The organism is Actinacidiphila cocklensis (assembly GCF_907177275.1).
Lineage (GTDB): Bacteria > Actinomycetota > Actinomycetes > Streptomycetales > Streptomycetaceae > Actinacidiphila > Actinacidiphila cocklensis.
Map to the genome: position 1 here is coordinate 31324 of NZ_CAJSLV010000001.1, position 26996 is coordinate 58319.

Sequence of the window (26996 nt, forward strand, 5' to 3'; positions counted from 1 at the left end):
CGGAATCTGCGGAGGCGCCCGATGGACGCGGACGGCAACCGGACCCCTGCCCCCGGCGGCCCGCCACGGGGTCCGTCCCGACCGGAGTTCTGGCGCAGCCCGCTGCGCGGCCCGTGGCTGACCGCGGTGCTCGGGACCGTCCTCCTGTTCGGCATCACGGTCCTCTTCGTGACGGGCCTGCTGTCGTACGCCGCGTACGACCCGGACCTCGCACCGGTCAACGACCAGACCCCGGGCAAGGGTTGGCTCGGCTTCTACCTGTTCGCCTGGCCCACGTCCCCTTACTGGCTCTACCGCGTCACCCAGGGCGTGCACGTGACGCTCGGCGTCGTGCTCGTGCCCGTGCTCCTGGCGAAGCTGTGGTCGGTGATCCCGAAGCTCTTCGCCTGGCCGCCGGTACGTTCGGCGGCCCAGGCCGCCGAGCGGCTCTCCCTGCTCCTGCTGGTGGGAGGCGCAGGCTTCGAGTTCGTCACCGGCATCCTCAACGTACAACTCCACTACATCTTCCCGGGCTCCTTCTACACGCTCCACTTCTACGGGGCCTGGGTGTTCATCGGCGCCTTCACGGTCCATGTGGCCCTGCGGCTGGGCCGAGTCGTGCGTGCCCTGCGCGCCGGGCCGCGGCAGCCCGCCCCGGACAGCCAGGAGGCGTCGGGCCTGGTCTCGCCCCGGCCCGCCGAGCCCACGATCTCCCGGCGGGGCGCGCTCGGCATGGTCGGGGTGGGTTCGCTCGCGCTGTTCGTGGTGACCGCCGGGCAGAGCGTGGGCGGCGTGTTCCGGCGGACCGCGCTGCTGGCGCCGCACGGTCAGGATCCGGGCTCCGGGCCGAACGGCTTCCAGATCAACAAGACCGCCGCCTCCGTCGGCATCCGCCCCGGCGACATCGGCCCCGCGTGGCGGTTGACCGTACGCGGTGCCGGCCGCCGGAGCGAACTCACCTACGACCGGCTGCTGGCCATGCCACAGAACGAGGCCCTGCTGCCCATCGCCTGTGTGGAGGGCTGGTCGACGCCCGACCAGCCCTGGAGCGGGGTCCGCCTCATCGATCTGGCCGCCCTCGTCGGCCTGGGTGATCACCCCCCGCAGGTCCTGGTCGAATCCGTCCAGCGCGGCGGATCGTTCAGCTCCGTCGTCCTGAGCAGCCAACAGGTCCGCGACGCCCGCTCCCTGCTGGCCGTACGGGTCAACGGGGCCGTCCTCTCCGACGACCACGGCTACCCGGCCCGGATGATCATTCCTGGCGCCCCGGGGGTCCACAACACCAAATGGGTCACCCGCCTCACCTTTGGGGAACCTGCATGACTTCCTTCACGCACGCGATCACCACGGCCTTCCGGCGCGCCTACGGCGCCTCACCGCTTCACCTGCTCCTCGTCCTCGCCTCCTTCGCGCTGGCCTGCTACGCGGGTCTGCGCCTCCTCAAAGGAGATGCCGCCGGCGTGGCTGTGTGGTTCGTGGGCGCGGCGCTCCTGCACGACCTGGTCCTGCTTCCCCTTTACGCGGTCACCGACCGGGTGGTCGTGGTGCTTCTCGGGCACGGCCCGGGGGACGGACCACGGACGCGCCGGGCCTGGATCAACCATGTCCGGGTGCCCGCCTTCGTCTCCGGCGTCCTGCTGCTCGTGTACTGGCCGCTGGTCCTCCGCCGGGTCGGCCGCTACACGACGACCACCAGCCTGCCGGCAGACGTCTTTCTGGGAAGATGGTTGCTGATCACCGCCTGCCTGTTTGCCGCCTCGGCGGCCGTTCTCGCCGTGCGGCTCTGGAACATGGGCAGGAACTCGCCGAGGGGGGAGGCCCGGTCGCGTGGACGCGGAGCCGGGAAACGCGGGTGACCGCCCCGACCAGCTCCACGTCGTCCCGCCGGATGAGGCCGGACTGGTCACCGAGCGAGGGGAGGGCAACCGGATTCTCCACGCGCTGGCCGAGGACCGCCTGGCCGCCTGCATCGGTCGGTTCCTCAGCGCCGTCTGCCCCGAGCAGATTCTGCTTCGTCACACCAAATGGCGCCCTGGGGCGCAGAGCGAGGGATCATGAGGCAGCCACGACTGTCCAGTGTCGTTGAACGACGGCTCCTGGTGAACTACCGGGTCGCCCCGGATGCCGCAGCACGCCTGCTCCCCGGGCCACTGCGCCCTCAACTGGTGCACGGCCACGCGGTCGCGGGCATCTGCCTGCTGCGGCTGGGAAGTGTCCGGCCTGCTTGGGCGCCCAGGGCGTTCGGGCTGCGGAGCGAGAACGCGGCACATCGGATCGCCGTCGAGTGGGACGGGCCGGGCGGCGTGGAAACCGGCGTCTACATTCCACGACGCGACTCCGCCTCGCGGCTCAACGTCTGGGCCGGAGGCCGCATCTTCCCCGGCGAGCACGGCCGAGCCGACTTCGAGGTGCACGAGACACCCGGTCAGATGCGCGTCGCACTGGCGACTTGGGATGGCGACACCCGAGTGGATGTCACCGTCGAGCTGTCCGACGAGCTGCGAGGCAGCGAGCTCTTCGCCGATCTCGCCGAGGCTTCCCGCTTCTTCCGAGGCGGGGCAAAGGGCTTCTCGGCCACCAGCTCCGGCCGTCACCTGGACGGCATGGAACTGCGGACCGACGCATGGCACGTGGAAGCCGGCCGGGTCCGCTCCGCTGCGTCGTCCTTCTTCGACGACCCGGACCGCTTCCCGTCCGGGAGCGCGACCCTGGACAGCGCTCTGGTCATGCGCGACGTCCCCGCCAGTTGGTGGCCACTCCCGGCCATGGCCTCCGAGCACGGTGCTCAACCGGCCCGCTGAAGCCTCGTCGGGTGTCGGCGGCGGTGAGGTGAAGTCGGCAGGCGCAGTCGAGGGCGCCCGCCGGTGACGCACTGCCCGCTTCGGGAGCGGGGAGCCGGACACCTCCGCGGGTCCGGCTCCCCGCCAGCCGGTCTCAGTTGTGCCAACCGTCCCAGTAGGCCAGTTCGGTACCGGCGTAGACCTGGCCCCCGCTCTCGGCCCGCAGGTTCTTGCCCCAGGCGTCGGTGAACTGCCCGGAGTTGTAGTTGTAGCTGAACTGCTCCCCGGTGGAACCGTTGCAGGTCTGCATCGCCATGCCGTTGACGGTGTTGAGGTTGTTGGTGAGGAGGCACAGTCCGGTGCCCCGGTTCTTCAGCTCGTCGTAGCCGGTGCTGTCCACGGGGTTGTTGATGAAGTCCCACTGCTGGTAGACGGTGCCGCTGCAGGTGCCGGCCCAGACGACCCCGGTCGTTCCCGCCGCGAGGCAGGTGCCGGTGGACAGGGCCTTGAACTGCCAGTAGGTCGTGGCGGCTTGGGCCTGCGGGGCGGCGAGGACGGTGGCGGCGGCGACGGCGGCGGCGATCCCGAGCGACGCGGTGGCGGTGCGCAGGTTGCGAAGTTTCATGCCTTAAAACTTCGGCATCCAGATTAAATCTGGCGGCTGTCGACGGTTGATGGATTTCGGCCCCCGGATGAACGTCTCCTGACGCGTAGCGGTACGCCCCCTTCCGGTCCGCCGGCGCCACGGTGGCAGTGAGGGCATTTGCCCAGGCCGAGACCGCATGAGCCCCACCAGGGTTCTGAATGAGGTCCGCTGCCATCGGGACGGAGATGCCGGCGGCGTCCTGGGCGGCCCTCCCGCGGCAACCGCGGTGAACCTCGACCCCCGGCGGGGTGAACGTATTTCCCTCGGGAAACGTGGACTCGGTGGGGCACGGGGACGGGTCCGTCACCAGGCCGCCTGCCGCGCCCTGGCGGCCGGAGGCGTCCCGGCCCTCCGACATGCGACACATTGCGAGGTTTCGTGGACATCCATCAGGTGGGTCCGGTGGAGCCGCCCCCGGTGGCACCACCGCGTACGACGCTGGCCCTGGAATGGCACGCGGGGTGGACCACCCCCGTCCTGGCGCTGGCCGAACTCCTGATCCTGGTACTGCTGTTGCTGCACTGGGTGGTGCGCCGACAGGGCGGTTGGCGGATCGCGCGGCGCCGGCTGGGCAAGCAGATCCGGCTCACCGCGGGCGCCTTCTACGAGCCGGTGCGGGAGTTCCTGCGCTTCCGGGCGACGGTCCGGCAGCTGACCCGGCTGCTGGTGTCCACCGGCCCTGCCGAGGTGGCACGCGCCGCCCTGGACGACGTCGACGCGGAGGTGACCCCCGCCGCGCCCGACGCCTTCGGCCTCGCGGTGGCGGTCCGGCCCCCGTCCCGTCGCAGCGACGGCGACGTCACGGTGCGACTGGCCGGCCGCGGGGTGCCCGAGGCTCTTTACCCCTGGGAGACCCGCGGCGACGACCTGCGCTGGCACACCACCGCAGCCGAGGTGGCCGAACGCGCCGAGCAGACGCTGCGGCAGGCCCAGCGGGAGATCCTGGGGGACCAGGACACCCAGCAGGCCGCACAGGGCCAGGACGGCGCCGACCCCGACGCCCTCGTGGTCCCCGCCCCGCCGCGCCTGCTGGTACCGCTCGGTCTGGACGGCGCGGCGGCGGTCTTCGTCGACCTGCTGCGCGGCCCCGGCATCCTGAGCACCTACGGGGACCGCCGGGCGACCCGCTCGTTCGTGCAGGCGGCAGCCGCGTACCTCGACCTGCCCGACGGCGGCGCCGAGGTGGTCGTGGCCAAGGGGGTGCACCCCCGTTTCGACGGGCCGCACCTGGACGAGGCGCTGGACTCGCTGGAGGGCTCCGTGCCCGACCCGGCGAGGCCGGTGGTCGTGGTGTGCTCCGCGCCCGACACCGATCAGTCGCTGCGGCTGTCCCGGATGGCCGCGCAGGGCCTGCTGCGCGCCCTGGTCGTCGGCTCGGTGAACGGCCACCGCCTTGAGGTGCGGGTCAACTCCCGCGGCCGGGTCGAGATTCCCGGCTGGGGCATCACGACGGACGCCGCGCCGCTCGGCCCCGCGGTCGCCCGCACCGCCAGGAAGGGCGGGTCACAGCGAACGAAGCGCGCCGGCGGCGGAATTCCGCCCGCGCCCTCGGGGCCCAGGCCGCCCCGCTTCCGGCCGGAGGCCCCCACGATCCCGCTGCCGCCCCTTCCCACGCGCGCCGGGCGCACCGTGCCGTCCGAGCCGCAGGCGACGGAGCCCGCCACGTACCCGGCCGGCACCTCGCCCGAGCCCGCCATGGGCGGTACGAGCCCGGCCGGAACCACCGCGCGCACCTTCCCGGCCGGGCTGCCGGAGCAGGGCGCGGAGCCACCTGCGCCCGCGCTCCGCGCACTGTTCGCGGAGCCCGAGGCCACCGGCGGGACGGAGAACGGCGACCCCTCGGACCCCCGGTCGTACACGTCCCACAGCGCCCTGAGCGCCCGCGGTTCCTCGAACGCCTTGAGTCCGCGGACCGCTGAGACTTCCCCATCCTCCCGAGACGAAAGGCAGAACGGCAGTGAAGCTCCTCGTCACCACCGTTGACGGTGAGCGGCGCGAACAGCGTGACGTGCTCGTCGACGCGGCCCCCAACACCCCTGTGTCGCAATTGGCGCCGCACCTGCTGGCCGCGCACCACGGCGCCGGCACCGCGACTCCCGCGCCCGCCGGCTCGGACCCCTTCGGCGGTGACGCCGCAATCTCCAGCCTCGCCGTAGCGCCCGAAACCGCTTCCGCCCCCGAGAACGTGTCGCTGTATCTCGGCGACCGGCTCCTCGACCCCGAGACCCCGCTCGCCGCCACCGGCATCACGCACGGCAGCACCCTCGGCCTCGGCCGCCCGACACCGGCCGCCGCCACCCGCTACGGTCCCGGTCGGCACGAGATGCCGACCCCCAGGCGGCCCGGCTCGGCGCCCGTGGTCGAACTCCAGGTGATCGGCGGCCCGGACGCGGGCCGGGTGCACCTGCTCGGCCCGGGCGCCCACGGATTGGGCCCCGCGGTGGACAGCTCGGTACGCCTTGAGGGCACCGGCGTGCCGGAGGAGGGGCTGCGGCTGACGGTCTGCCCGGACGGCACCGTCCTGGTGGTGCTGCCAGAGGACAACGCGGCCGTACGGCTGTCGCTCCCGCAGGCACCGCCGCCGCGCCCGCGCCCCGACGTGGTCGCGCTGCCGCCGGAACCGGCGCCGGAGGACGAGGGCGAGCAGGAGCCCGACCCGCTGCCGCGAGGCTGGACGCCGTGGCGGCTGGACGGGGAGCTGGTCCTGGGCGAACACCTGTTGCGGGTGGCGCGGCCCACCCGGGCGGACGCCGCCGTGGTGCCCTCCGTGAAGGAGGCCGGCCTGGACTTCAACCGGCCGCCGCGGCTGCTGCCCCCACTCCAGCCCGAAACCTTCCGGCTGCCCGGACCGCCCGACACGCCGAAGCGCCAGCCCATTCCCTTCATGGTGATGATCGCGCCGATGTTCGTCGGCGTCGGCATGGTCTACTTCTTCCAGTCCTACTTCTACCTGGTGTTCATGCTGCTCAGCCCGGTCATGGGCGTCAGCAACTGGGCCAGCGGACGCCGCAGCGGACGCAGGGAGTTCCGTCACGCGGTCGCCGGCTACCGGCTGCGCCGGTCCTCCCTGGAGGCCGACGTACGGGCCAAGGTGGACACCGAGCGGCGGGTACGCGTCGCGTCCTCGCCGGACCCCGCGGTCATCGGGCTGATGGCGGTCGGGCCCGGCGCACGGCTGTGGGAGCGCCGCCGCAGCGACCCGGACAACCTCATCCTGCGGATCGGCACCACCCGGCAGCAGTCGCTGCTGCAACTGGACGACGCCTCCCGTGAGGACAACCACCGGAGCGCCTTCTGGCAGATCCCCGACATGCCGATCGGCGTGGACATGGCCGGCAGCCAGGTCGTGGGCATCGCCGGCGCCGAGGAGCCGGCCCGGGCACTGGCCCGCTGGGCGGTCGCCCAGGCGGCGGTCCTGCACAGCCCGCGGGACCTGAAGATCTGTGTGCTCACCGACAGCGGCGCCGCCGACGCGTGGCAGTGGGCGCGCTGGCTGCCGCACACCCGCTCCGGCCTGTCGTCGGGGCAGGACAACGCCCCGGTGATCCTGCTGGGCAACGACCCGGAGACGGTGGCCAACCGGGTCACCGAGCTCATCAACGTGATCCGCACCCGCACCCTGTCCCAGCAGGCCACCCTGCGGGGGGCGCTGCTCAACGAGCCCGACACGCTGGTCGTGCTGGACGGCGCCCGCGGGCTGCGGGACGTGCCGGGCATGGTCCAGGTGCTCAAGGAAGGTCCGGCCTGCGGCATCTACCCGCTGTGCATCGACCGCGAGGAGCGGATGCTCCCCGAGGAGGCCAGCGCGGTGGTGTCCATCGCCAAGCACACCCTGACCCTGCGCCGTACCGGAATGCCCGACGTCACCGGCATCCGGCCGGACTACGTCACGGCGCAGTGGGCCGAGCGGCTGGCCCGCGGTATCGCACCGGTGCACGACGTCACCCCGGACGCCACCGGCGGACTGCCCGACCGCGTCTCGCTGCTCGACCTGCTGGACCTCGAACCGCCGGCCGGCGAGGTCATCGCGGAGCGGTGGGCCAAGCGCCCGTCGTCCACCGCGGCGCTGGTCGGCCAGGGCTTCGACCGGTCGACGTCCTTCGACCTGGTCAAGGACGGTCCGCACGCGCTCATCGCGGGCACCACCGGCTCGGGCAAGTCGGAGCTGCTGCAGTCCCTCGTCGCCGCGCTGGCCGCGGTGAACCGCCCGGACGAACTGACCTTCGTCCTGGTCGACTACAAGGGCGGCAGCGCGTTCAAGGACTGCGTGCGCCTGCCGCACACCCTGGGCATGGTCACCGACCTGGACAGCCATCTGGTGCAGCGGGCGCTGACATCGCTGACCGCCGAACTCGTCCGCCGCGAACACATGCTGGCCGCCGTCGGCGCCAAGGACCACCCGGAGTACCGGGCGTTGCGCCGCCGGGAGCCCCAACTGCCGCCGATGCCGCGCCTGCTGCTGGTCATCGACGAGTTCGCCACCCTGGCCCGGGAGATCCCCGACTTCATCCCCGGCCTGGTCGGCATCGCCCAGCGCGGCCGTTCACTGGGCCTGCACATGGTGCTGGCCACCCAGCGGCCCGCCGGCGTCGTCACCAACGACATCCGGGCCAACACCAACCTGCGGATCTCGCTGCGCGTCACCGACGTGACCGACAGCATCGACGTCCTGGACGTCCCGGACGCGGCGAGCATCTCCTCGAACACCCCGGGCCGGGCGCTGGTCCGGCTGGGCCACCGGTCCGCGCTGAGCTTCCAGACCGCCTACGTGGGCGCGCCGCGCCCGCAGGCCGGGCGCGGGCCGCTGCCCAACCCGCAGGCGGACGAGGGCGGTGACGAGCCGGCGCTGTGGACCACGGCGCTGCCCTGGCAGCAACTGGGCCGCGCGCTCCGGCTTCCCGAGGACTACGACGACCAGTTCCCCGAGCTGGAACGGGACGAGGGCCCGACCGACCTGATGGCCCTGGTGGACGGCATCCTCGACGCGGCCCGGATCTGCGGGCACCAACCGCAGCCCAGCCCGTGGCTGCCCGCCCTGCCCGGTGTCCTCGACCTGTCCGACCTCCCGGCACCCGCGGCCCCGACGAACGACGGCCGGCTGGTACCGGCCGCGTGGGCACGCGAGGACCTTCCCGCCCTCCAGGCCCAGCCGCCGGTGATGCTGGACCTCGACAACTTCAGCCACCTGTACGTCGTCGGTATGCCGCGCTCGGGTCGCTCGCAGGTGCTGCGTACCATCGCCTCCGCACTGGGACGCGCCAACTCCTGTGCGGACGTGCACTTCTACGCCGTGGACGCGGGCGGCGGAGCGCTGACCGCGCTGACCGAACTGCCGCACACCGGCGCGGTGGTGCCGCGCGCCGACCTGGAGCGGGTCAGCCGGCTGCTCAACCGGATCACCGCCGAACTCGTCCGCCGCCAGGAGCTGCTGGCGTCGCGCTCGGCGGGCACCTTGAGCGAACTGCGCGCCATGCTGCCCAAGGACCAGCGGCCCCCGCACATCGTGCTGCTGATCGACGGCTGGGACACCCTCAACGCGCTCGTCGTCGACATCGAGGACGGCCGGATGATCTCCCAGGTCGCGACGCTGCTGCGGGAGGGCGCGGCGGCCGGGGTCCACGTCATCGCCACGTCCGAACGGGCACTGACGGCCGGGCGGATCGCGGCGCTGAACGACAACCGGCTGATCCTGCGCATGAACGACGTCGGCGACTACGCCATGCAGGGCATCGAGCGTCAGCGGATCCCGTCGGAGATGGGCCCGGGGCGGGGCTTCCGCACCGAGGGCGGCGGCGAGTTGCAGGTGGCGGTGCTGCCCGCCGGGCTCAGCGGCCAGGAGCAGGCCGAGGCGCTGCGGCTGATCGGCGCCGAGGCGACCCGCCGGGACCGCGATGTGCCTGCGCGGGACCGGCCGTTCCGGATCGAGACGCTGCCCACGACGGTCTCCTTCGCGGAGGCGTACGCGCGGGCAGGGGCGGCCGAACGGCGCCCGCTGATGGGCCTGGTGGGCCTGGGCGGCGACGATGTGGCGCCGGTCTGGGTGGACTTCTCCGGCGTGGCCTCGACCTATGTGATCGCCGGCCCGCCCGGATCGGGCCGCAGCACGGCGCTCGCCTCGCTGGCGCTGTCGTTGCTGCGGGCCGGCACCGGAGTCGTCGCGATGGCGCCGCGGGAGTCGCCGCTGCGTGCCCTGGAGGGGCGCCGCGGGGCGGCCGTGGTCACCTCGCTGTCCCCGACCGAGCAGGAGTTGACCGCGGCTCTGGAGGAGGCCGGCGGCGCGCCGGCGGTCGTCCTGGTCGATGACGCCGACCTGCTGTCCATGACACCGGCCGACAACTGGCTGCGGGAAGTCGCCACCTCGGGCCGGGACCGGGCGCTGGGCGTGGCCGTCGCCGGTGCCTCCGAGTCGCTGGTCTCGCCGCTGAGTTCCTGGCTCGGCCCGGTGCGGCGGTCCCGCAAGGGCCTGCTGCTCTCCCCGCAGAGCATCGGTGAGGGCGACATCCTCGGCATCCGGCTGCCGCACAACGTGATCAGGACCAACCGGACACCGGGGCGCGGTTACACCACCGACGCCTCGGGCGGCATGCTCACCATCCTGGTGCCGGAGAGCGACCCCGCGACCGACGCGGGCTGACAGCGGAAGACGGCGTGGGGGTGCCGGTCGTCGAGACCGGCACCCCCACGCCGTTCGCGTCAGCGGTGAAGGGACCCGGGGGTCACTTGTGCCCGTTGATCTGGGCCGCCATCTTCGTGTCCATGTCGTCGATCTGGATCTTGATGTCGGTGAACTGCTTGGCGAAGTCGTTGATCTTGGTCACCACCTGCTGGAGCTGGTCGGTGAACTGGCTGTAGGCGGTCTTCATGGCCGGGCTGGTGTGCTGGAGGAACAGGCCGTCGCTCAGCAGGTTCTCCACCGACGTCCGCAGCGTCATCAGCTGCGGGCTGATGTTCTCCACGGCGTTCTTCAGCTGCGAGGAGACGGTGTCGATCTGCTGGTACTCAAGCTGGACGTTGTTGACTGCCATGGGGATTCCTCAGGGGTCGGGTTGGACGGATTCGGGATGGTCAGGCGGTACTGCCGACACCGGTGTGGCTGCCGTTGGAGCCGCCACCGTCGTGGTCGCCGCCCCCGTCGTCGTCCTTGGCGGCGTCGGGGTCGGTGTTGGTCCAGACCGGGTTCGGGTGATCCCCGCCCACTCCGGTGCCGGTGTATGTCGTCGTGGTGGTCTCGCCGTCGGGGCCGGTGTAGACGTCGGTCCTGGTGCCGGTGCCGTCCGAGTTGCCGTGCACGGTCTCCACGGTGGTCGAGCCGTCGGGGTGGTTGACGGTGCTCGTATAGCTGCCGTTGTCCCCGAACGCCGTGTGCTCGTGATACGACATCCCGCCGTCCCCGTCGGTGACGTACGTGTCGTTCGACGTGAGCTTGCCGTCGCTGTCGTACGTCGACGTGGTGCTGTGCTCGCTGCCGTCGGCCGACGTGAACTCGTAGTGCTGGGGCTCGTCACCGGGGGCCTCCGGCGGCTTGTCGGGGTCGGCGATCGTCGTCTGTATCTCGTACGGGTTGCCGTTCTTGTCGAACCCGTGGACGGTGATCGGCTCGTGCGACAGTTTCTGCCAGTTGTCGTACGCCTGCTTCTTCATCGACCAGATGGCGTGGGTGAAGCCCTGCGCCTGCTCGTTGGCGGTGGCGGCGTAGGCGGCGTCCTGGTCGAACCACTGCTGGGCGACGGCGGTGTAGGTCCCGCTCAGCGACTCCAGCAGGTCCCAGGCGTGCTTGAACGCCCCGCTCCAGGCCTGGTAGTAGAGCGAGACGACCCAGGCGACGCGCCCGATCTCGTTCTCGCTGTAGTTGTGGTCTCCGGTGCGCGCGTCGGAGACCTTGTGCTTGAGGGTGTCGGTGTCCTTGCCCAGCTGGTTGAGGAGTTCGTAGTCGATGACGATGTCGGGCATGCCACGTCCTTCCCTGTCGCCGTCGGCCCGCCGATCGGTACACGTAGCGCGGGTGTCCGAAGTTCACCGCCGCAAAGCCTGTTCGCGCCGGCGCGTACGAGCCCGCGTGCCCTCCTCGTGAACCTTTCGCCCGCCACCTCCGTGATGGCGGTGAGAAGTTCGGGAAGTGGGGGAGGGGCAGATGGCACGACCCGGCGACTGGAGCCCGCTGGGGCTGCACGGCGATCCGGTACCGGGCGACCCGGACGTCCTGCGCAACCTGCACACCCAGATGGAAGACCTGGGGGAGCTGGCCCGCGAGGTCACCTCGGGCCTGAACCGGGTGCTCAACCAGTCCACCGACAGCTTCATCGGCAAGACCGCAGAAGCGGTGCGCAAGAAGATCGACGGCCACCTGAAGAGCTTCATCGACTCCGTCGGCAACTCCTTCGGCGTCTCGGCGCCCGCGACCCTCGACTACCTCAACGCGGTGGTCGAGGCCCAGACCAAGGCGGACCAGGCGCTGGCGAGCGCCCAGGGGCTGTCCAAGGACGACGACAAACTCGTCGCACTCAAGGCCCAGGCCCACGAGGCGCAGAACGACTACGACACCGCCGCCGGCCGGTACATGGACAAGCTGCTGGACGCCTCCCACATGATCAAGCAGCCGATCAGCGGGTGGAAGCTCTTCCTGGAGGCGCTGGGCATCCTCGGCATCATCCTGGCCGTGCTCGGCGCGATCTTCGGCGGCTGGGTCGGTCTGATCGCGCTGGCCGTGAACGTCGCCCTGCTCATCAAGACCGCGGTGGACTTCGCCGAGGGCAAGGCAAGTGCGCTGGACATGGTGCTGGCCGTCATCGGCGTGCTCTTCCCGTCCACCAAGGGCCTGAACATCGGGCAGTTGACCAAGGGTCTGTTCAACACCCTGAAGGGCCTGGGCAAGGGCCTCACCGCCGGCATCGGCGACATCTCCCGCGGTCTGACGCACATCTTCATCAATCCCGGCGCGCTCGGCCAGACCTTCGGTCTCGCGACGCTGAAGAGCTTCACCCTCGCCGGTCTCAAGGGCATCGCCACGATCGCCGTCAACGGCGGCAAGCTCACGCTGGGGACGCTCAAGACGATCGGTGTCACCTTCAGGAACGACTTCCGGCTCGCCACGATCGGCGTCACCAGCCCGCTGGCGAAGATCGGCGTCTACTCGCTGAGCTTCGGCAGCCGCTTCCTCGTGTCGGCCACGCTGCCGCTGGACTTCTTCGAACTGGGCGTCGGCGCCAAGGCGGCGATCTCGATGGGCCTGGGCACCCGGCTGTCCACTCCGTGGGCGCACCTGGCCCAGCCGATCGTCGGGGGCGGCCTGCACACCGGTGCCGGCGCGGCCGGGCACATGGGCCTCGGTGCTTCCGGGAACTTCGACGGATTCCACTCCGGTTCCGGGCTGAACCCGGGCTCGCTGCACGGGTTCGACGGCGGCGTGGGAATCGGCGGCCTGCACGGGCTGACGAGCATCCAGTCGGTGCACCTGGGCGCCGGCGTCAACCCGGCGTCCATCGGCCACTCCCTGTCCAGCCTCGGCACCGGGGCGAGCGCGGTCGACCACCTCACCGCGATCGACCACGCCACCGGCTTCGACCGCGGAGTCAGCGGCCTGCTGGAGCCGATGGGAACGCACTTCGGCGGTATCGGCTCGGCGCACATGAGCATGGACACCGGCTCCCTGACCTCGGGTGCGGCCGGCTCCCACAGCGGGATCTCCAGCCTGGCGGGCCGCCACGACCTGTCGGTCGGTGCCATCGGCCTCAACACGGCGATCGGTGACGGCATGTCCGGCATCCGCGCCGCGCACGGCTATGCGGAGGACTTCCACGCCCTCGGCATCCCCGAACTGCGCAGCATCGCGGACGGCGACGTCAGCGTGCTGAAGGTGAACCAGGACGGCATCAGCCTGCGCGTCGGTGAGGAGAGCGGTTCGGCCACCGCCATGCACGTGAACTTCTCGACGATGTCGGTCACCGACGACGCCGGGCGCCAGGTCGTTGTCGCGCCCGAGGCGCACGCCGCGCTGGGCACCACCGACATCCGGACGGCCGCGGGACACCAGGGGTCCTCCTCGCCGCAGGTGGCCCCGGTCCGGGAGGCGGGCGCGTCCGGCACCGACGCCACCGCGGGTGCCTCGCACGCACCCGCGGTGGACGTCAAGGCACCGAACCGCGAGGGCGCCACCACCTCCCCGTCCGTGAAGGAGACGGAGGGGCCGGCCGGCGCGTCCACGTCCGCGAAGGCCCCGGGCACCGCCACCGACGACGCGGACTTCTTCGCCGAAGGCGGCGGCTCCCACGCGGTGACCGCGCACGACGACAAACTCGGCGTGTCGGCCCACCAGGACCTCGACCTGTCCGGTCGGAAGGACGGCGGCACGGGCGAGACCTCGGGCGCTGCGGCCCCGGCCCGCGACACCCGGGCGCAGCCGCCCGAGCCGGTGGCCGTACGGCCGGAGAACGCCCCGCCGGCTGCCGGCCACCCGCCGCGCAGCAGGTTCGAGGCCGTCACCGGCGGCGTCGGCGGCACGGTGGGCGCCGAGCGGATGGCCGCGTGGAACGGCTACGAGAAGGCCGCCGCAGACGCGGGCCGCGCGGAGAAGACACTCCAGGACCTCGGCGGCGGTCTGGAGAAGCCCTCGGAGAACATCGACCAGGCCGCGGCGAAGATGGACGCGCAAGCGGCCGGGCTCGGCGTGGACGCGGCCCGCCAGGACCTGGCCCGGCTCAGCATGGACGTCGACTCCATCACGTCGCGCATCGACGCCCTGGTCGCGCAGAAGGGGCCGGGGACCGGGGACCTCGACGCCGCCCGGCATGCGCCCGGGACGGCGGGCGGCACCGCCACGCGCGGCCTGTCGCGTGACGTCGACCTCTACCACGAGGTCAACATCAGGCTGCAGGGCAAGGAACCCGGTACGGCGCACATGTCCCCCGACGAGGTCGCGCACCTCTACGAGACGCACTTCCCGAACGGCGCGGACTCCCGCATGACGGTGCGCGAGATCGCCGACCACCTGTCGAGCCTGACGCTCGGCCGCGACCTGCCGAAGATGCGCGGCGGCGGTGCCAGGCTGGAGGTCTCCGCCGAGACGGCCGAGGGGCTGCAGAAGGCGTGGAAGGACACGCTGGGCAAGGAGAAGAGACTCGTGGTGCCGGTGGACGGCGCGAAGATCCATGTCTCCGACCTGCTGGACCGGACACTGGAGAAGATCGGCGGCCAGTCCTTCCGCGACAAGATCACTGTCACCGCCGCCGACAAGGACCTGCGCGACGTCAACACGTCGACCAAGCTGCTCCTGAACTACAAGGTCGGCACCGCCACGCGGACGGTGCGCTTCGAACTGAAGCTGGAGAGCAGCGGGAAGCCGGACCTGCCGGCGGGGCATGCGGGGCCGAGCCGGCCGGCTGAGAACGCGCCGAAGCCGGCGGCCGACCGTCCGAAGCCCGCACTGGCAGCCGACCTGGACGTCGCCGCGCTGATCCGCGAGGTCGAGGCGTCCATCCCGCCGATCGAACTCCCGCCGCGGGTGCCGCGCAAGGAGACCTGGGACAGCTCGGAACCGGTCCGGCTGGAGTGGACGCCGCCGTACCGCAACGCGGACGGTGAACTCGTCGTGGGCCGCTGGTCGGAGCACGACGGCAGCACGGCCGGCACCGGCACCAAGTGGTCGGACTGGAAGTCGCTGGAGTACCGCGACCGCCAGAGGATCGGCGTCCGCGTCGACACCGACGAGCTCTCCCAGACGGACCTGCACCAGTTCGCCGACATGCTGACCCGCAACGACAGCCCCGACCTGGCCCAGCGGATCCTGGCCAGGGCCGGGCGGCTCGACACCGACGCCCGGGGCGCCATGGGCGCCGGCGGTGACATGGACCAGGTCATCTGGTCCGGCCAGGAGATCGCGGACCTCGGCGAGAAGGTGCGCACCGTGCTGAAGGATTTCGCCGAGCCGTCGCCGCCCGGGGGGCTGGCCCGCGCCCGGATCGACGAACTCAAGCATCTCACCAACCGGTTGGACTCCGCGCTCAAGGGATATGCCAAGGACGCCGCTCCGTTCGGCGGCGTGTACACCCTGCGCAACGAGCTCGGTCCGCTGGTCGGCTCCAGCCGCAGTCTGCTGGACGAGGTCGTCGAGCACGGCGCGGTCACCCACACCAGCAACGAGGGGGCCACCCGCGTCATAGCGGGGCTCGACGAGAAGGTGCGGAAGACGGCGGTGTCCAAGGCGCAGAATTACCGCCGCGCCAAGGCGTACGCGGAAGTGCCGACCGGCACGCAGTGGAGCACGACGATCCCCGGCCTGGGAGACCTGAAGCCCGAGCAGCGGGTGCTCTTCGTCCGCGAACGGTCCGAGAAGAACCTCAAGGACCTGCACACCGCGCTGGACGAACTCCTGGACGGCAACGAGCAGTTCCGGAACCTCTTCGAGGCCCTGCAGGGCCTGCCCTACCGCATCAAGCACTCCACCCCCGCCTACCACGCGATCGGCAACTCGGGTCTGCTGGCCTCGCAGGGCGACCTGGCCCGCCGCGACGCGAAGTTCCTCACGTCCGGCAAGAGCAGTGACGCGAACACCTCCAGCCTGGGCAATGACGACTTCGCCTTCTTCCGGGTCGAGGCGAACGACGCCAAGATGGTCACCCGCTACGGCCCGACCACGATGGTCTTCGACTCCAGCGTGCTCACGCACTACGACGGCTGGGTGTCCCTGCACGACCAGCTCCAACCGCTGGACCGCCTGGCGATGCGCGAACTGAAGCCCAGGGAGGCGAAGGTGCCGGGGGCGGGTCCGGTCCGGACCACCGAATACGCGAACAGCGTCACCGTCACGGGCAGCAAGAGCCGCTGGGTCCACACCTACCCCGGCAGGAAGGGCAGTGCGCGGACCGCCGGGGTCTCCTTCGAGCAGGAGGTCTTCACCGGCGAGCACTTCGTCGAAGGCCTGTCGCTGTCGGTGGTGCGCGAGGTCTCCAGGATCGGCGGTGACTTCGAGGACGAGGCGCTGAGACTCGGCGCCACGATCACCAGTCGCACCGAGACCGCGGCGGCCAAGGAGCTGGCCACCGAGAAACTCGCCGACATCGTCTTCAGCATGTACCGGCCGGAGGCGAAGTTCGGCTCCGGCCTGCCCATCGACCCCCGCCCGACAGGTGCAGGCGAGCACGCCGGCGGCCACGTCGGCGAAGCGGTGCCGGGCCGGTTCGGCGAGGACGCCGCGGGTCGTCCCGGCGAGGGCGCCGCGGGTCGTCCGGGCCAGGACACCGCCCACCTGGCGCCGTACCGGCCCACGCACGTGCACAACCCGCACGGCGACGGGCGCTACCTGTCCGACGGCACCCTGGACCCGGTGGCTCTCACCGGTGCGCGGATGGCCGACCGGGCGGACGACAGCGAACGGCTGGCCGTCAAGGAGTTGTCGGGCGGCACCAACGGGGGGCTGAAGAGCGCGCACTTCCACCTGAACCGCGCGCTGGTCGCCGCCGACAAGTCCGTCGAACGCACCACCGTGTTCCGGAACGTCGCCGAGGGCAGCCGCCTGGAGATGGCCGAGAATCTACTCAAGGAGCGGATGCGCCAGGCCGCCCGCATCCAGGGGATGATCGACCACCTCAACGCCCTCGGCAAGGAGGGCGTACCGGTGGATCCGGCCGCGGTGGCACCGGCCGCCGGCGTGCACATGGCGTCGGAGGGTCCTGGCACCTCGGCGGCCGCCCTGCACGCGGTCTCCCCGAAGGCGCCCCAGCCGCATCCCGTACAGACGCACTCCGTCGCGGAGGTCGGCGACTTCACCCAGGGGCCGAAGCAGTTCATGGAGCACAACCAGGTGCTCCTGCGGATGTCCGAGGGTATGGAGATCCGCCACCCGGGCCTCGGTATCGACAACAACTCGTTCGTGAAGTGGCTGGACGACCAGGAACGTCACTGGTTCACGCTGACCAGGAGCCCCGCCGCCGACGAGCACAACGTCTACCTGCTGACGCCCGCGGTGGAGAAGTACGCTCACGCGTACTCGGCCGACCCCGAGCTCCAGGCCATCCTCGGCGGCCGGGAGATGCCGCGGATCGGCCCCGACGCGGACTACATCGCGGCGCACTACGTGCCGTACAAGACCGGCGTCACCACGGACCCGGCCGCCCACATCGGCCACCGGACCATCCCGATGGGGCGCGGCGGGGAGTTCAACCCGGACTTCGTGTTCACCGGCACGATGAACGGTTGCGCGCTGACGGTGACTCCGGGGCGCGAGGCCGAGACGTTCACCGCGTGGCATTACCAGTCGCCGAGCAGCCACCGGTTGAATTCCGAGGAGTTCCGGATGGCCCGGCGGCCGACGGACTGGTTCGGCCACGCCGAATACCAGGGCAGGAATCCTGAGGGGCTGCCCGAGATCATCAATGTGATGTACCGCGGCCCCGAGGGCTGGCAGTTCCTCAGCCAGGAGGTCCACGCCAGTTTCCACAACCTGGACCAGACGCGGCTGGTCCGGTTCGACAACCGGCCGGTCCAGTTCGCCCCCGGCCACGAGTGGTCGTACACCAGGACCCTCTACCAGCGTGCCGCCCAGGACCGGCTGGACGAACTGGACCGGCTCGCCGTCGAGAACGTCGCCCGTCTGAGCGACAGCGACACGCACCTGAAGCACGCCTACGAGGTGATGCAGCGGCAGGCGCGCAAGGACGTGGAAGCGCTCAGCACGGTGACCGGTCCCGAGCAACTGGCCGAGCGCGGAGTCGAACTGGCCGACGACCACCTGGAGTTGAACCACATCGTCGAGACCTTCCTGGCCCATCAGACCACGGCGGAGGAGGCCGGGGCCAAGAAGATGTGGCGCTGGCAGAAGGTGTCGGAAGAGGTCCTCTTCCGGCGCAACCAGGTGCGCGCGACCATCCTGGACAAGCTGGTTCCGCACTGGGGCGAGGGGCTGCGGCGAGAGGCCACGGCCGCGCCCGCGACCGCACCGCCCGCGCCCGCGGTGGAGGCCGACATCACGGACGCCGTGTCGCCCCGGGCGCCAGGGCCGTCGAACGGGCCCGTCGCACCGCACATGCCCGCGGATTCGGGCACGGTGCCCGGCGGCGTGGACGCCTCGCGTGGCCTGGCCGGCACCGGTCCGCACTGGGACGCGGTGCGGGGCGCGGCGGTGCCGGTGCACCGGGAGCACTCGTGGCCGGACCCGGTGTCCCGGCCGTACGGCCCGGACGATCCGCGGCGCATCGTCGTCACGTCGGGCTTCGACGTGCGGCGGTTCTCGTTCGAGGGCAGGAACGTGACCGACCTGTCGGTGCGCGTGCACATGGACGGTGTGGGGGACGTGGCACCGCACGAGCTGGACGCGCTGTGGCGCCGGGCGCAGGACGGGGTGCACCAGGTCTTCAACGCGGGCGGCCACCGGCTGCCCGGCGGCGACGTGCTGCACGTGACGCTGGAGCGTGGAACGCGGGCGGACTCGCATCTGAAGGTGACGGTGGGCGCGGACGCCGAGGCGACGCAGCACACCTGGCGCGTCACGGCCCCCCCGCTGGAGCTGGCCCATGAGATCGGACACCAGCTGGGGTTGCGCGACGAGTACCGGGGCGCGTCGCATCCGGACGGCCCGGCGGTCGAGGGCAGCCTGATGGGCGACTACCGCGAGCGGGCGCCAGGGACGTTGGAACGCGGTGGCGTGCGGGACCGGTACCTGCACCTGCTGAACGCCCTCATCGGCGATGTGGACATCGCCCCGCACCTGCCCGCGGCGGCGGACGCGCACCCGGCCTCTGCGGCGGATCCGGCACCGCCGGTGCCGTCAGAACCCGCACCGGGGTCCTCCGCCACGCCCCCGCACACGCTGTCCGCGGCGGACTTCGACGCCGTCGTCCAGCAGCACCCGACGCCGATCGCGAGGGGGGAGCGCTGGACCATGTGGGGGCACAACGGCGACACCCCGTCCGGCTCCGCCTACGCCGTCGACTTCCCCGACCTGAACCTGCGCGGCGTCTACGCCCCGCCGGCGCCGGCCGAGGACGGCCTCGGCCACTGGCACTGGCACGCCGGCGACGCGGACGAGCCGGTCGCGGTGACGCCGCTGAGCCTGCGCTCGCCGGACCCCGCCACCGTGGGGCCGACAGGGACGGTCCGCCCGCAGAGCGTGTCCGCCCTCGAACCGACCCTGGTCGACGACGCGTTGGCCGCCGCTCCCTGGGCGGACGGGCTGCGGTGGCGTACCGACGCCGAGGACCTGTACGTCTTCTCGGCCGGTGATCCGCGCGGCTCCGAGGGCGCGTTCACGGTGGGCCTGCGCCCGGCCGGCGACCGGCTGGTGCACGTCGTGGCCCACGCGCAGGACGGCGGAGCCGCCGACAGCCTCTGGGTCACCGCGACCCGCGACATCGGGTGGCTGCGCCGGCAGGCATCCGACGCCGGCAGCCCCGTACCCGGTGTACTGGACCGCCACCCCTGGCGGTACGACATCGCGGCGCCCGGCGGAGCCGACGTCAACGCGTCGTTGGACATCGCCGCACCGCATCCCGAGCGGCAGGAAGTGCTCTTCCTCGGCGGGGTTCGCGCGGACCGCATCCGAGGGGCGCAGCGCATGGACGCCGGCCGGCCGGTCGGCCCCTACGTGACCAATCCGGGCTTCGTGGACGTCCGGCAGCAGGTCCGATGAGCGTCAAAGGAGGCGGCGGGATGAGTGCCGCGACACATCGGGTACAGCCGGGCGCCCGCCGCGGCGCCTTCGGCACCCTCGCAGAAGCGGTACGGGCAGCGGCCGACGGCGACGAGATCCGGATCGCCCCGGGCGACTACCAGGAGCGGCTGCTGATCGACCGCCGGCTGAGCCTGGTGGCCGAGGAGGGCGCCGGCTCGGTGCGGATCCGGTCGATCGCCCCGGGCCTTGCGGCCCTGGAGCTGGCCGGTTCCGTGCGGCTGGCCGGCATCACGGTCCTGGGTGCCGACCGGGCACGCCCGCTGGTCCTGGTCACCGGGGGCACTGCCGAACTCCAGGAGTGCGATCTCGCGGGCGGCCGGCTCGAGGTCGTCGGCTCGGCGTCGCTGCGCATGGAACGCAGCGTGGTGCGCGAGGCCGCTCTGGCCGGGGTGCACGCGGACACCAGCGGCACGGTGCGGCTCGCCGATGTGCTGGTGGAGGGCGTCGAGGGCACCGGAATCGTGCTGGCCGGCACCGCGACGGCGGGGCTGACCGATACGACGGTGCGCGGCGTCACCGGCTCCGGCGTCCGGGTCCGCGGTTCGGTGACGGCGGAGATCCGGCACTGCGAGATCCCTGCCGCCGGCCGCAACGGGCTGCTGGTGGAGGAGCGGGCCGCCGTGGTGCTGGAGAGCTGCCGGGTCACCGACTCGGTGGCCGAAGGGGTCCGGGTGCTGGGCAGTTCCCCGCGTGCCGGGGACGAGGCGGCCGGCGGGGTGCGCATCACCGGTGGTGAAGTCCGGGGCGCCGGTGCCGCGGGGATCCTCGCGGCGGGCCCCGGCGACGTCCTCGTGGACGAGTGCGCCGTACAGGACTGCGCGGGCGCCGGCGTGGCGGTGGAGGGCACCGCCCGCATGGAACTGGTCGACTGCCGGATCAGCGGCTCCGGTGCCTCCGGCCTGGTGGTTCGCGGTTCCGCCAAGGTCTTCGTCAGCGACACCACGGTCCGTGGCGCGGCCGGCAACGGCATCCTGGTCGCCGACCACGCCGAGCTGCGGATCAGCGCCAGCACCGTACGGGACTCGGCGTTCAGCGCTGTCCACGTCACCGGCGAGGCGACCGCCGACCTCACCGCCGTACGTGTCGAGGGCACCCCCGAGCACGGCATCGGGGTCTTCGAACGCGGCCGGCTCAGCCTGGCGGACGGCTGGGTGGCCGGGTGCGGCCTGTCCGGCCTGCACCTGGACGGGCACGCGGAGGCCACCGTCGGCGGGTTGACCGTGCGCCGCGGGCGCAACGGCGTCACCGCGCAGTCGCTGGGCCAGGTCCGGATCGCTGACGCGCGGCTGTCCGAGATCGAGCGGGCCGGACTGACCTGCGGTGCGGACGCCTCCCCCGAGTTCACCGACTGCCGGGTGACCGGCGCCGGCACCGCCGGAGTCGTCATCGCGGAGAAGGGGACGCCCCGGCTGCGGGACTGCACGGTGTCAGGCACCGAGGGCTCCGGCATCGTCGTCGCCCGCGGCGCCGACCCGACCGTCGTCGGCACCACTGTCAAGCACACCGGGAAGAACGGCCTGTTCGTCGGCGAGGGCGGCCAGGGCACGTACGAGGACTGCGTGCTGTCGGACACCGCGTATCCGGCCGTCCACGTCGGCGGCGGCGCCCGTCCCGTGCTGCGGGACCTGCTGGTCCAGGACACCGGCGAGGACGTCAGCCTGGACGAGGGCGCCGACCCCACCGTCCGCAACTGCCGGTCGCAACGCGTCAGGGCGGCGGCGTGGCCGGCGCCCGGCGCCGCCGAGGCCGCTCCGGCCGGTACCCCGAGTCCCGCGGTGGCCGGAGCGAAGGGCGCCACCGCGCCCGCCGCCGCGGCGGACGGACGGCCGGCCGACCCCGAGGTGCCGGAGGAGGACCTTGACGACCTGCTCGCCGAACTGGGCCGGCTGGTCGGACTGGACCGGGTCAAGCAGGACGTCGCCTCGCTGGTGAAGCTGATGCAGATGGTCCGCCGCCGGGAGGAGGCGGGCCTGGCCGCGCCACCGCTCAGCCGGCACCTGGTCTTCGCGGGCAACCCGGGCACCGGCAAGACCACCGTGGCCCGGCTGTACGGCCGGATCCTGGCCGCGGTCGGCCTGCTGGCGCGCGGTCACCTGGTCGAGGCCGACCGGTCGTCGCTGGTCGGCGAGTACGTCGGGCACACCGGCCCGAAGACGCAGCGGGTCTTCGAGGAGGCGGCGGGCGGAGTGCTGTTCATCGACGAGGCCTACTCTCTGACCCCGGCCGCCGGTTCCAACGACTTCGGCCATGAGGCCATCGCCACCCTGGTGAAACTGATGGAGGACCAGCGCGACTCGGTCGTGGTCATCGTGGCCGGCTACCCGGACGAGATGGAGCACTTCATCGACTCCAACCCCGGACTGGCCTCGCGCTTCAGCCGCACGCTGCTGTTCGAGGACTACGTCACCCCGGAGTTGGTGAGCATCGTGGAGCACCACGCCGAGCAGCACCAGTACCGGCTCACTCCTCCGGCGCACGAAGCGCTCACCGCCTACTTCGACGCGATGCCCCGCGGCGACCGGTTCGGCAACGGCCGGTCCGCCCGCCAGACCTTCCAGACCATGACGGAGCGCCAGGCCTACCGGGTCGCCGAGATGCCCGCGCCCGAAGAGGCCGACCTCATCACGCTGCGCCCGCAGGACCTTCCCGACTGGGCCTGATCCGAACGGCGGGCGCTGCCCCGCCGCCACCGAACCCCCGCAACCGAACTCCGCACCGAACCGCATACCGGAGAGACCCGCTGATGACGTCCCGCGCCCGGCCTGACGAACCCGAGCAGATTCCCCCGACCCCGGTCACCGACCCGGACGAGCCGCTGCCCCCCGCCGCATCCACCACCGCGTCAGCGGTCGGGGCGAGCGCGGCCCGCGAGGTGCGGCCCTTCGCCGGGACACTGTCCTCCTCCCGGACCGACCCGGGTCCGGGCGGCGGCGGCACCGCGACGAAGGGGAACGCCTTCGCCGCGGATTTCGCCCGCCATCACTTCTTCTCCGGCCTGCACCTCCTCAAGCCCGGCCGGCGGGCGATGGTCGCGGCGGCCGGTGTGGTGAGCGTCGCTGTCATCGCCGTCGGCGGTACGGCCGTCCTCTCCCATGTCGGCAACGACCACGTCGACGCGCGGCCGGCCGCCACCGACAGGCCGCTGATCACGAAGACCCGCACGCCGAGCCCGGTCAAGAGCCCGACTGTCAGGGCCGCCCCGAACGGGGGAAAGCACGCGCCCGCCAAGGGGACCCCCGCCACGACCGTCCCCCAGGCGCCCCCGCCGCCGACCGCCATGTACCAACTGCCCCCGTCGCCGCCGCCGGCCGGCGCCCCCCTGACGTCGCATCAGGGCAGCAGCGGCAACAGCGGCAGCAGCGCCCCGAGCGCCCCGAGCGCCCCGAAGCCCACCTCGAACCCCGTCACCTTCACCGGCGGCCTCATCGTCAACTTCGCCTCCGACCGGTGTCTCGCCAGCCAGGGCGGCTCGCGCAGCGCGGGGACGCAGATGGTGATCGCCGACTGCAACCAGAACGACCCCTCCCAGGGCTGGACGTTCCCCTCCGACGGGACCGCCCGCGACTTCGGCGGCACCCGGTGCCTCGATGTCTCCGACGAGTACGACGGTGTGAAGGTCAAGCTCGCCGCCTGCTCAGCGTCCCGTTCCGTCCAGCAGGGCTTCGTCCTGAAGTCGTCGTACGACCTGGTGGACCGCCACGACCCCGACCTGTGCATGGACGCCACGGACAACGGCACGGCCGCGGGTACCGTCCTCCAGCTGTGGCCCTGCGGCGGCACGTCCAACCAGAAGTGGCGTATGCCCTGAGCGAGTCGGACGCCCGCCGACCCGCCGTGGAGGCGGGCTGACGGGCAGCTGGACCGGGCAGCCGGGCGGGCGGGGCCGAGCGGGGGCCGTGCGCGCTACGGCCGGCCCGGTGAACGCGCGGGCCGTCCGCCTCGTGTCCCCTGTGGGCAGCGGATGCGACCGGCTCACACCATGTGACATGCGCCTCATGCGTCTCGGCGGCGTCAGAAACCCCGACCGTGACGGAACACCGGCGGGAGCCCGGGCACACCCGGCGCCACCGGGGGTTTCGCTCCCCGTGCCGCGCGCGGTCCGCGTCCCCGCCGGCCGGCGGGGACGGGACGGCACCGCGGCAGCACATGTGCGGCACAAGGACGGCAGTCTTCCGGCACCCACCGCTGCCTACGGTGCCTGCGCGGGGGCCACTTCCGGCCCCTGCGCGACACGAACAGAGAAACAGGACGGCGCAGAAGACCATGGTGACGCCCACCACCGCTGCGAACCGGGCGGACCTGCTCGGCACGATCATGAAGGAACACCGGGACGCACTCGTGGCGTACGCGGAGAAGATGCTCGGCGACCGGGGACTGGCCGAGGACATCGTCCAGGAGACCGTCATCCGGGCCTGGCGGAACGCCGACCGCCTGCTCGGCGCGGAGGGCTCGGTGAGGGGCTGGCTCTTCACCGTGACACGCCATCTGGTCATCGACTGGGTACGCAAACCGCACGCCCGCAGGGAGGTCGCCGGAGCCGACTACAACGACCCGCCGTCCGGTGGCGACGCCACTGGCGCCGTGGACGACGTCCTGGTGGTCAAGCCCCTGCTGCGCCTCCTGTCACCCGAGCACCGCGCGGTCCTGGTCCATGTCTACCTGTGCGACCGCAGCATCCAGGAGACCGCCGGGATCCTCGGAGTGCCGACCGGAACGGTCAAGTCCCGCCAGCACAACGCGCTGCGCAAGCTGCGCACCGAGGTGCGACCGGAAGCGGCCTGAGTCCGGGTGCCGGCGTGCGGGCCCCCCGCGACTCCGAGGTGGGCCCGCGCGACTCCGAGGTGGACCCGGGTGGACCCGCCTGGAATGGGGTGGCGGAAGGCCATCGCCTTTCAGCCTGCGCTACGGCCGGTACGCCGCTCCACCCTGGCGACGAGCGGCGGCCGCGGGGTCTCGGCGCTGTGGAGGCGGTACGCGAACATCCGGGCCTGCGCCTCGGACCTGATCTCGGGGTCGTCCAGGGCGTCGAACATTTCCGCCGCATAGGTGCGCAGCAGGCCCGGGCAGCTGTACCGGCCGGGGACCTGCTCGACGAGCAGGTGGTGGCCGAGGAGTTCGGCGAGGTGTTCGCGCGTCGTGGCCGGCTCGGCACCGGCCAGGCTGATCGCGGCCGGCACGGTGATGTCGGCCGAAGGGTGGAGGCTGAGCAGCCGGAACAGGGCCGCGGCACCGCTGCTCAGCGCGTCGTAGGACCAGGAGAAGACGCTACGGACGTCGGTGCGGGCGTCATGGCTGGCGAAGGCGGCCAGGGTGTCCTTGTTGTCGCGGACCTGCGCCACGAACGCGGCGAGCGGGAAGTGCGGGCGCAGCGCCGCTCGGGCGCCGCCGACCGCCAGCGCCAGCGGCAGCCCCCCGCACAGGTCGACGAATTCCTCGGCGGCCCGCAGCTCGGCCTGTACCCGGTCCGCGCCCATGCGCCGGCCGAGGAGTTCGACGCCCTCGTGGCGCGTCATCGGTGGGAGAACCGCAACGCGGGCGTTGTCCGTGACGGCCAGGCCCTCCAGCCGCCGGCGGCTGGTGACGAGGGCGAGGGAGCCGGGCGTGCCGGGCAGCAGCGGGCGTGCCTGCTCGCAGTCACGGGCGTTGTCCAGCACGAGCAGCAGCCGGCGGCCGGCCAGCGCGGCGCGGTACCGGGAGCCGAGTTCCGCCGCGCTCACGCGGCTGCTCCCGGCGACGCCGAGCGCGCCCAGCACGTGGCGCATCGCTGCTGCCGGGTCGAGCGGGGGGAGGGACGGGTGGTAGCCCCGCAGGTCCAGATGGATCTGCCCGGCGGGGAAGCGGTCGGCGACCAGGTGGGCGAAGTGCAGGGCCAGCGTCGTCTTGCCGACACCCGGCATTCCGCACACGGCCACGGTCGTCGCCGCGCTGCTGCCGCCCTCGTCGGCTACGAGCGCAAGGAACCGGTTCACCGACTCCCCGCGCCCTGCGAAGAACGCCGGCCGGGCGGGCAGCTGCGCCGGATGCACCTGCGACGGTCCGTCCGCCGGCAGCGGTTCCCGGGCGGCGCTGCGGCGCAGCAGCCGCTGTTGTGCTGCCCGCAGGCCGGCGCCGGGCTCGACACCCAGCTCGTCGGCGAGGGTGCGCCGGATGCTCTCGAACTGCCTGAGGGCTTCGGCCTGCCTGCCGGTGGCTGCCAGAGCGGCGATGGTCCTGGCGTGGATCGCCTCGTCGAAGGGGTGGTATTCGGCGGCGCGGCGAAGAGCGGTGAGGACGTCCTCCGCCAGTGCCGGCGCAGCCGCAAGGACCACGTCGGCGGCCTCCTTGGCCGTGGCGGCGTATTCGCGGCCGACCGCGGTGAAGGCGGGATGGTGTGCCACCGAGGTGCCGGCTGCGACGACCGGGCCGCGCCACAGGCCCAGCGCTTCGACGAAGGTCGCCGCCGCTTCCGCCGGGTTGCCGGCCCTCGCCGCCAGCTGCGCCTGGGAGCGGAGTTCGCGGAAGCGCAGCAGGTCCGAGGTGGAGGCGTCGACCAGCAGCCGGTATCCGTCCGCCGCCCGTACGAGGTGCTCCGCCTTCGTCCGGCTGGGCAGCCGCGGCTCCAGCATCCTGCGCAGTGCGCCGATGTGCCGGTGCACCACGTTGACGGCGCTGGGCGGGGGGTCGGCGTCCCACAGCAGGTCCACCGCCTCGCCCAGGGTGAGGGGTCCGGGGGCGCGGAGCAGCAGCATGGACAGCAGGGCAAGCCTCTTCGGGGGGCCCGGCTCCAGCTCGGTGCCGCTGCGCTCCACGCGTACGGTCCCGAGGATCGAGTAGCGGACGGGCGCATCCATGTCGCGGCTGACCTCAGCCTTCCCTATGTGTCGCCCGGGTTCCGGACAACAAGGCCATCACCTGTTCAGGCGGTGACGTGACGGTCTCACCGTCGGATGGC

General features: G+C 72.3%; 13 protein-coding genes and 1 pseudogene. 10 read left to right on the plus strand and 4 right to left on the minus strand.

What is annotated here, in order from left to right:
- The first annotated feature begins 21 nt into the window (after positions 1-21).
- The 4 genes and pseudogenes from NFU81_RS00135 (at position 22) to NFU81_RS00145 (ending at position 2780) form a co-directional block, all read left to right on the plus strand.
- Positions 22-1302, plus strand: a complete 1281-nt coding sequence (locus NFU81_RS00135; protein ID WP_251483441.1) for a molybdopterin-dependent oxidoreductase — start codon at positions 22-24, stop codon at positions 1300-1302.
- Positions 1299-1835: a hypothetical protein gene (locus NFU81_RS00140; RefSeq protein ID WP_251483443.1), complete on the plus strand. Its 537-nt coding sequence runs from the start codon at positions 1299-1301 to the stop codon at positions 1833-1835. The genes NFU81_RS00135 and NFU81_RS00140 overlap by 4 nt, the downstream gene beginning before the upstream one ends.
- 37 nt (positions 1836-1872) lie before the next feature.
- A pseudogene (locus tag NFU81_RS40955) lies at positions 1873-2037 on the plus strand (metalloregulator ArsR/SmtB family transcription factor); the annotation flags it as partial.
- Positions 2034-2780, plus strand: coding sequence for a DUF2071 domain-containing protein (locus NFU81_RS00145; protein WP_251483446.1), 747 nt, complete (start codon positions 2034-2036; stop codon positions 2778-2780). The pseudogene NFU81_RS40955 and the gene NFU81_RS00145, both read left to right, overlap by 4 nt.
- A gap of 133 nt (positions 2781-2913) precedes the next feature.
- On the opposite strand, the gene NFU81_RS00150 is transcribed toward NFU81_RS00145, so the two are convergent.
- Positions 2914-3384: an RICIN domain-containing protein gene (locus tag NFU81_RS00150; protein ID WP_251483448.1), complete on the minus strand. Its 471-nt coding sequence runs from the start codon at positions 3382-3384 to the stop codon at positions 2914-2916.
- 399 nt (positions 3385-3783) lie between these two features.
- On the opposite strand from NFU81_RS00150, the gene NFU81_RS00155 reads away from it, so the two are divergent.
- Positions 3784-5388 carry a hypothetical protein gene (locus NFU81_RS00155; protein WP_251483450.1) on the plus strand — a complete coding sequence of 535 codons (1605 nt, stop codon included), beginning with the start codon at positions 3784-3786 and terminating at the stop codon, positions 5386-5388.
- Positions 5363-10039, plus strand: a complete 4677-nt coding sequence (locus tag NFU81_RS00160) for an FtsK/SpoIIIE domain-containing protein (RefSeq protein ID WP_251483452.1) — start codon at positions 5363-5365, stop codon at positions 10037-10039. Before NFU81_RS00155 ends, NFU81_RS00160 begins: the two co-directional genes overlap by 26 nt.
- Before the next feature lie 82 nt (positions 10040-10121).
- Here the strand turns inward: NFU81_RS00160 and NFU81_RS00165 are convergent, their stop codons facing one another.
- Together NFU81_RS00165 and NFU81_RS00170 are read right to left on the minus strand one after the other, a co-directional pair.
- Positions 10122-10430, minus strand: coding sequence for a hypothetical protein (locus NFU81_RS00165; protein ID WP_251483454.1), 309 nt, complete (start codon positions 10428-10430; stop codon positions 10122-10124).
- A 40-nt stretch (positions 10431-10470) separates the two neighbouring features.
- Positions 10471-11355: a hypothetical protein gene (locus NFU81_RS00170; RefSeq protein ID WP_251483456.1), complete on the minus strand. Its 885-nt coding sequence runs from the start codon at positions 11353-11355 to the stop codon at positions 10471-10473.
- Positions 11356-11536: 181 nt separating this feature from the next.
- Here NFU81_RS00170 and NFU81_RS00175 point away from each other — a divergent pair, with 181 nt between their 5' ends.
- From NFU81_RS00175 to NFU81_RS00190, 4 genes are all read left to right on the plus strand, one after another.
- Positions 11537-20023 (plus strand): scabin-related ADP-ribosyltransferase, encoded by an 8487-nt coding sequence (locus NFU81_RS00175; RefSeq protein ID WP_251483457.1) that lies wholly within the window; start codon positions 11537-11539, stop codon positions 20021-20023.
- A gap of 20 nt (positions 20024-20043) precedes the next feature.
- Positions 20044-22725 carry a right-handed parallel beta-helix repeat-containing protein gene (locus NFU81_RS00180; RefSeq protein ID WP_251483458.1) on the plus strand — a complete coding sequence of 894 codons (2682 nt, stop codon included), beginning with the start codon at positions 20044-20046 and terminating at the stop codon, positions 22723-22725.
- A gap of 83 nt (positions 22726-22808) precedes the next feature.
- Positions 22809-23873, plus strand: a complete 1065-nt coding sequence (locus tag NFU81_RS00185; RefSeq protein ID WP_251483460.1) for an RICIN domain-containing protein — start codon at positions 22809-22811, stop codon at positions 23871-23873.
- Between the two features lie 455 nt (positions 23874-24328).
- A complete protein-coding gene (locus NFU81_RS00190; RefSeq protein ID WP_251483463.1) occupies positions 24329-24847 on the plus strand; it encodes a sigma-70 family RNA polymerase sigma factor in 519 nt (172 codons plus the stop codon).
- A gap of 110 nt (positions 24848-24957) precedes the next feature.
- On the opposite strand, the gene NFU81_RS00195 is transcribed toward NFU81_RS00190, so the two are convergent.
- Positions 24958-26895 (minus strand): AfsR/SARP family transcriptional regulator, encoded by a 1938-nt coding sequence (locus tag NFU81_RS00195; RefSeq protein WP_251483466.1) that lies wholly within the window; start codon positions 26893-26895, stop codon positions 24958-24960.
- Positions 26896-26996: the final 101 nt, after the last annotated feature.

Excerpts from the sequence above, each read along its gene's own strand:
- NFU81_RS00135 (WP_251483441.1), top strand. The coding sequence starts at position 22 with ATGGACGCGGACGGCAACCGGACCCCTGCCCCCGGCGGCCCGCCACGG.
- NFU81_RS00140 (WP_251483443.1), top strand. The coding sequence starts at position 1,299 with ATGACTTCCTTCACGCACGCGATCACCACGGCCTTCCGGCGCGCCTAC.
- NFU81_RS00145 (WP_251483446.1), top strand. The coding sequence starts at position 2,034 with ATGAGGCAGCCACGACTGTCCAGTGTCGTTGAACGACGGCTCCTGGTG.
- NFU81_RS00150 (WP_251483448.1), bottom strand. The coding sequence starts at position 3,384 with ATGAAACTTCGCAACCTGCGCACCGCCACCGCGTCGCTCGGGATCGCC.
- NFU81_RS00165 (WP_251483454.1), bottom strand. The coding sequence starts at position 10,430 with ATGGCAGTCAACAACGTCCAGCTTGAGTACCAGCAGATCGACACCGTC.
- NFU81_RS00170 (WP_251483456.1), bottom strand. The coding sequence starts at position 11,355 with ATGCCCGACATCGTCATCGACTACGAACTCCTCAACCAGCTGGGCAAG.
- NFU81_RS00175 (WP_251483457.1), top strand. The coding sequence starts at position 11,537 with ATGGCACGACCCGGCGACTGGAGCCCGCTGGGGCTGCACGGCGATCCG.
- NFU81_RS00180 (WP_251483458.1), top strand. The coding sequence starts at position 20,044 with ATGAGTGCCGCGACACATCGGGTACAGCCGGGCGCCCGCCGCGGCGCC.
- NFU81_RS00185 (WP_251483460.1), top strand. The coding sequence starts at position 22,809 with ATGACGTCCCGCGCCCGGCCTGACGAACCCGAGCAGATTCCCCCGACC.
- NFU81_RS00190 (WP_251483463.1), top strand. The coding sequence starts at position 24,329 with ATGGTGACGCCCACCACCGCTGCGAACCGGGCGGACCTGCTCGGCACG.
- NFU81_RS00195 (WP_251483466.1), bottom strand. The coding sequence starts at position 26,895 with ATGGATGCGCCCGTCCGCTACTCGATCCTCGGGACCGTACGCGTGGAG.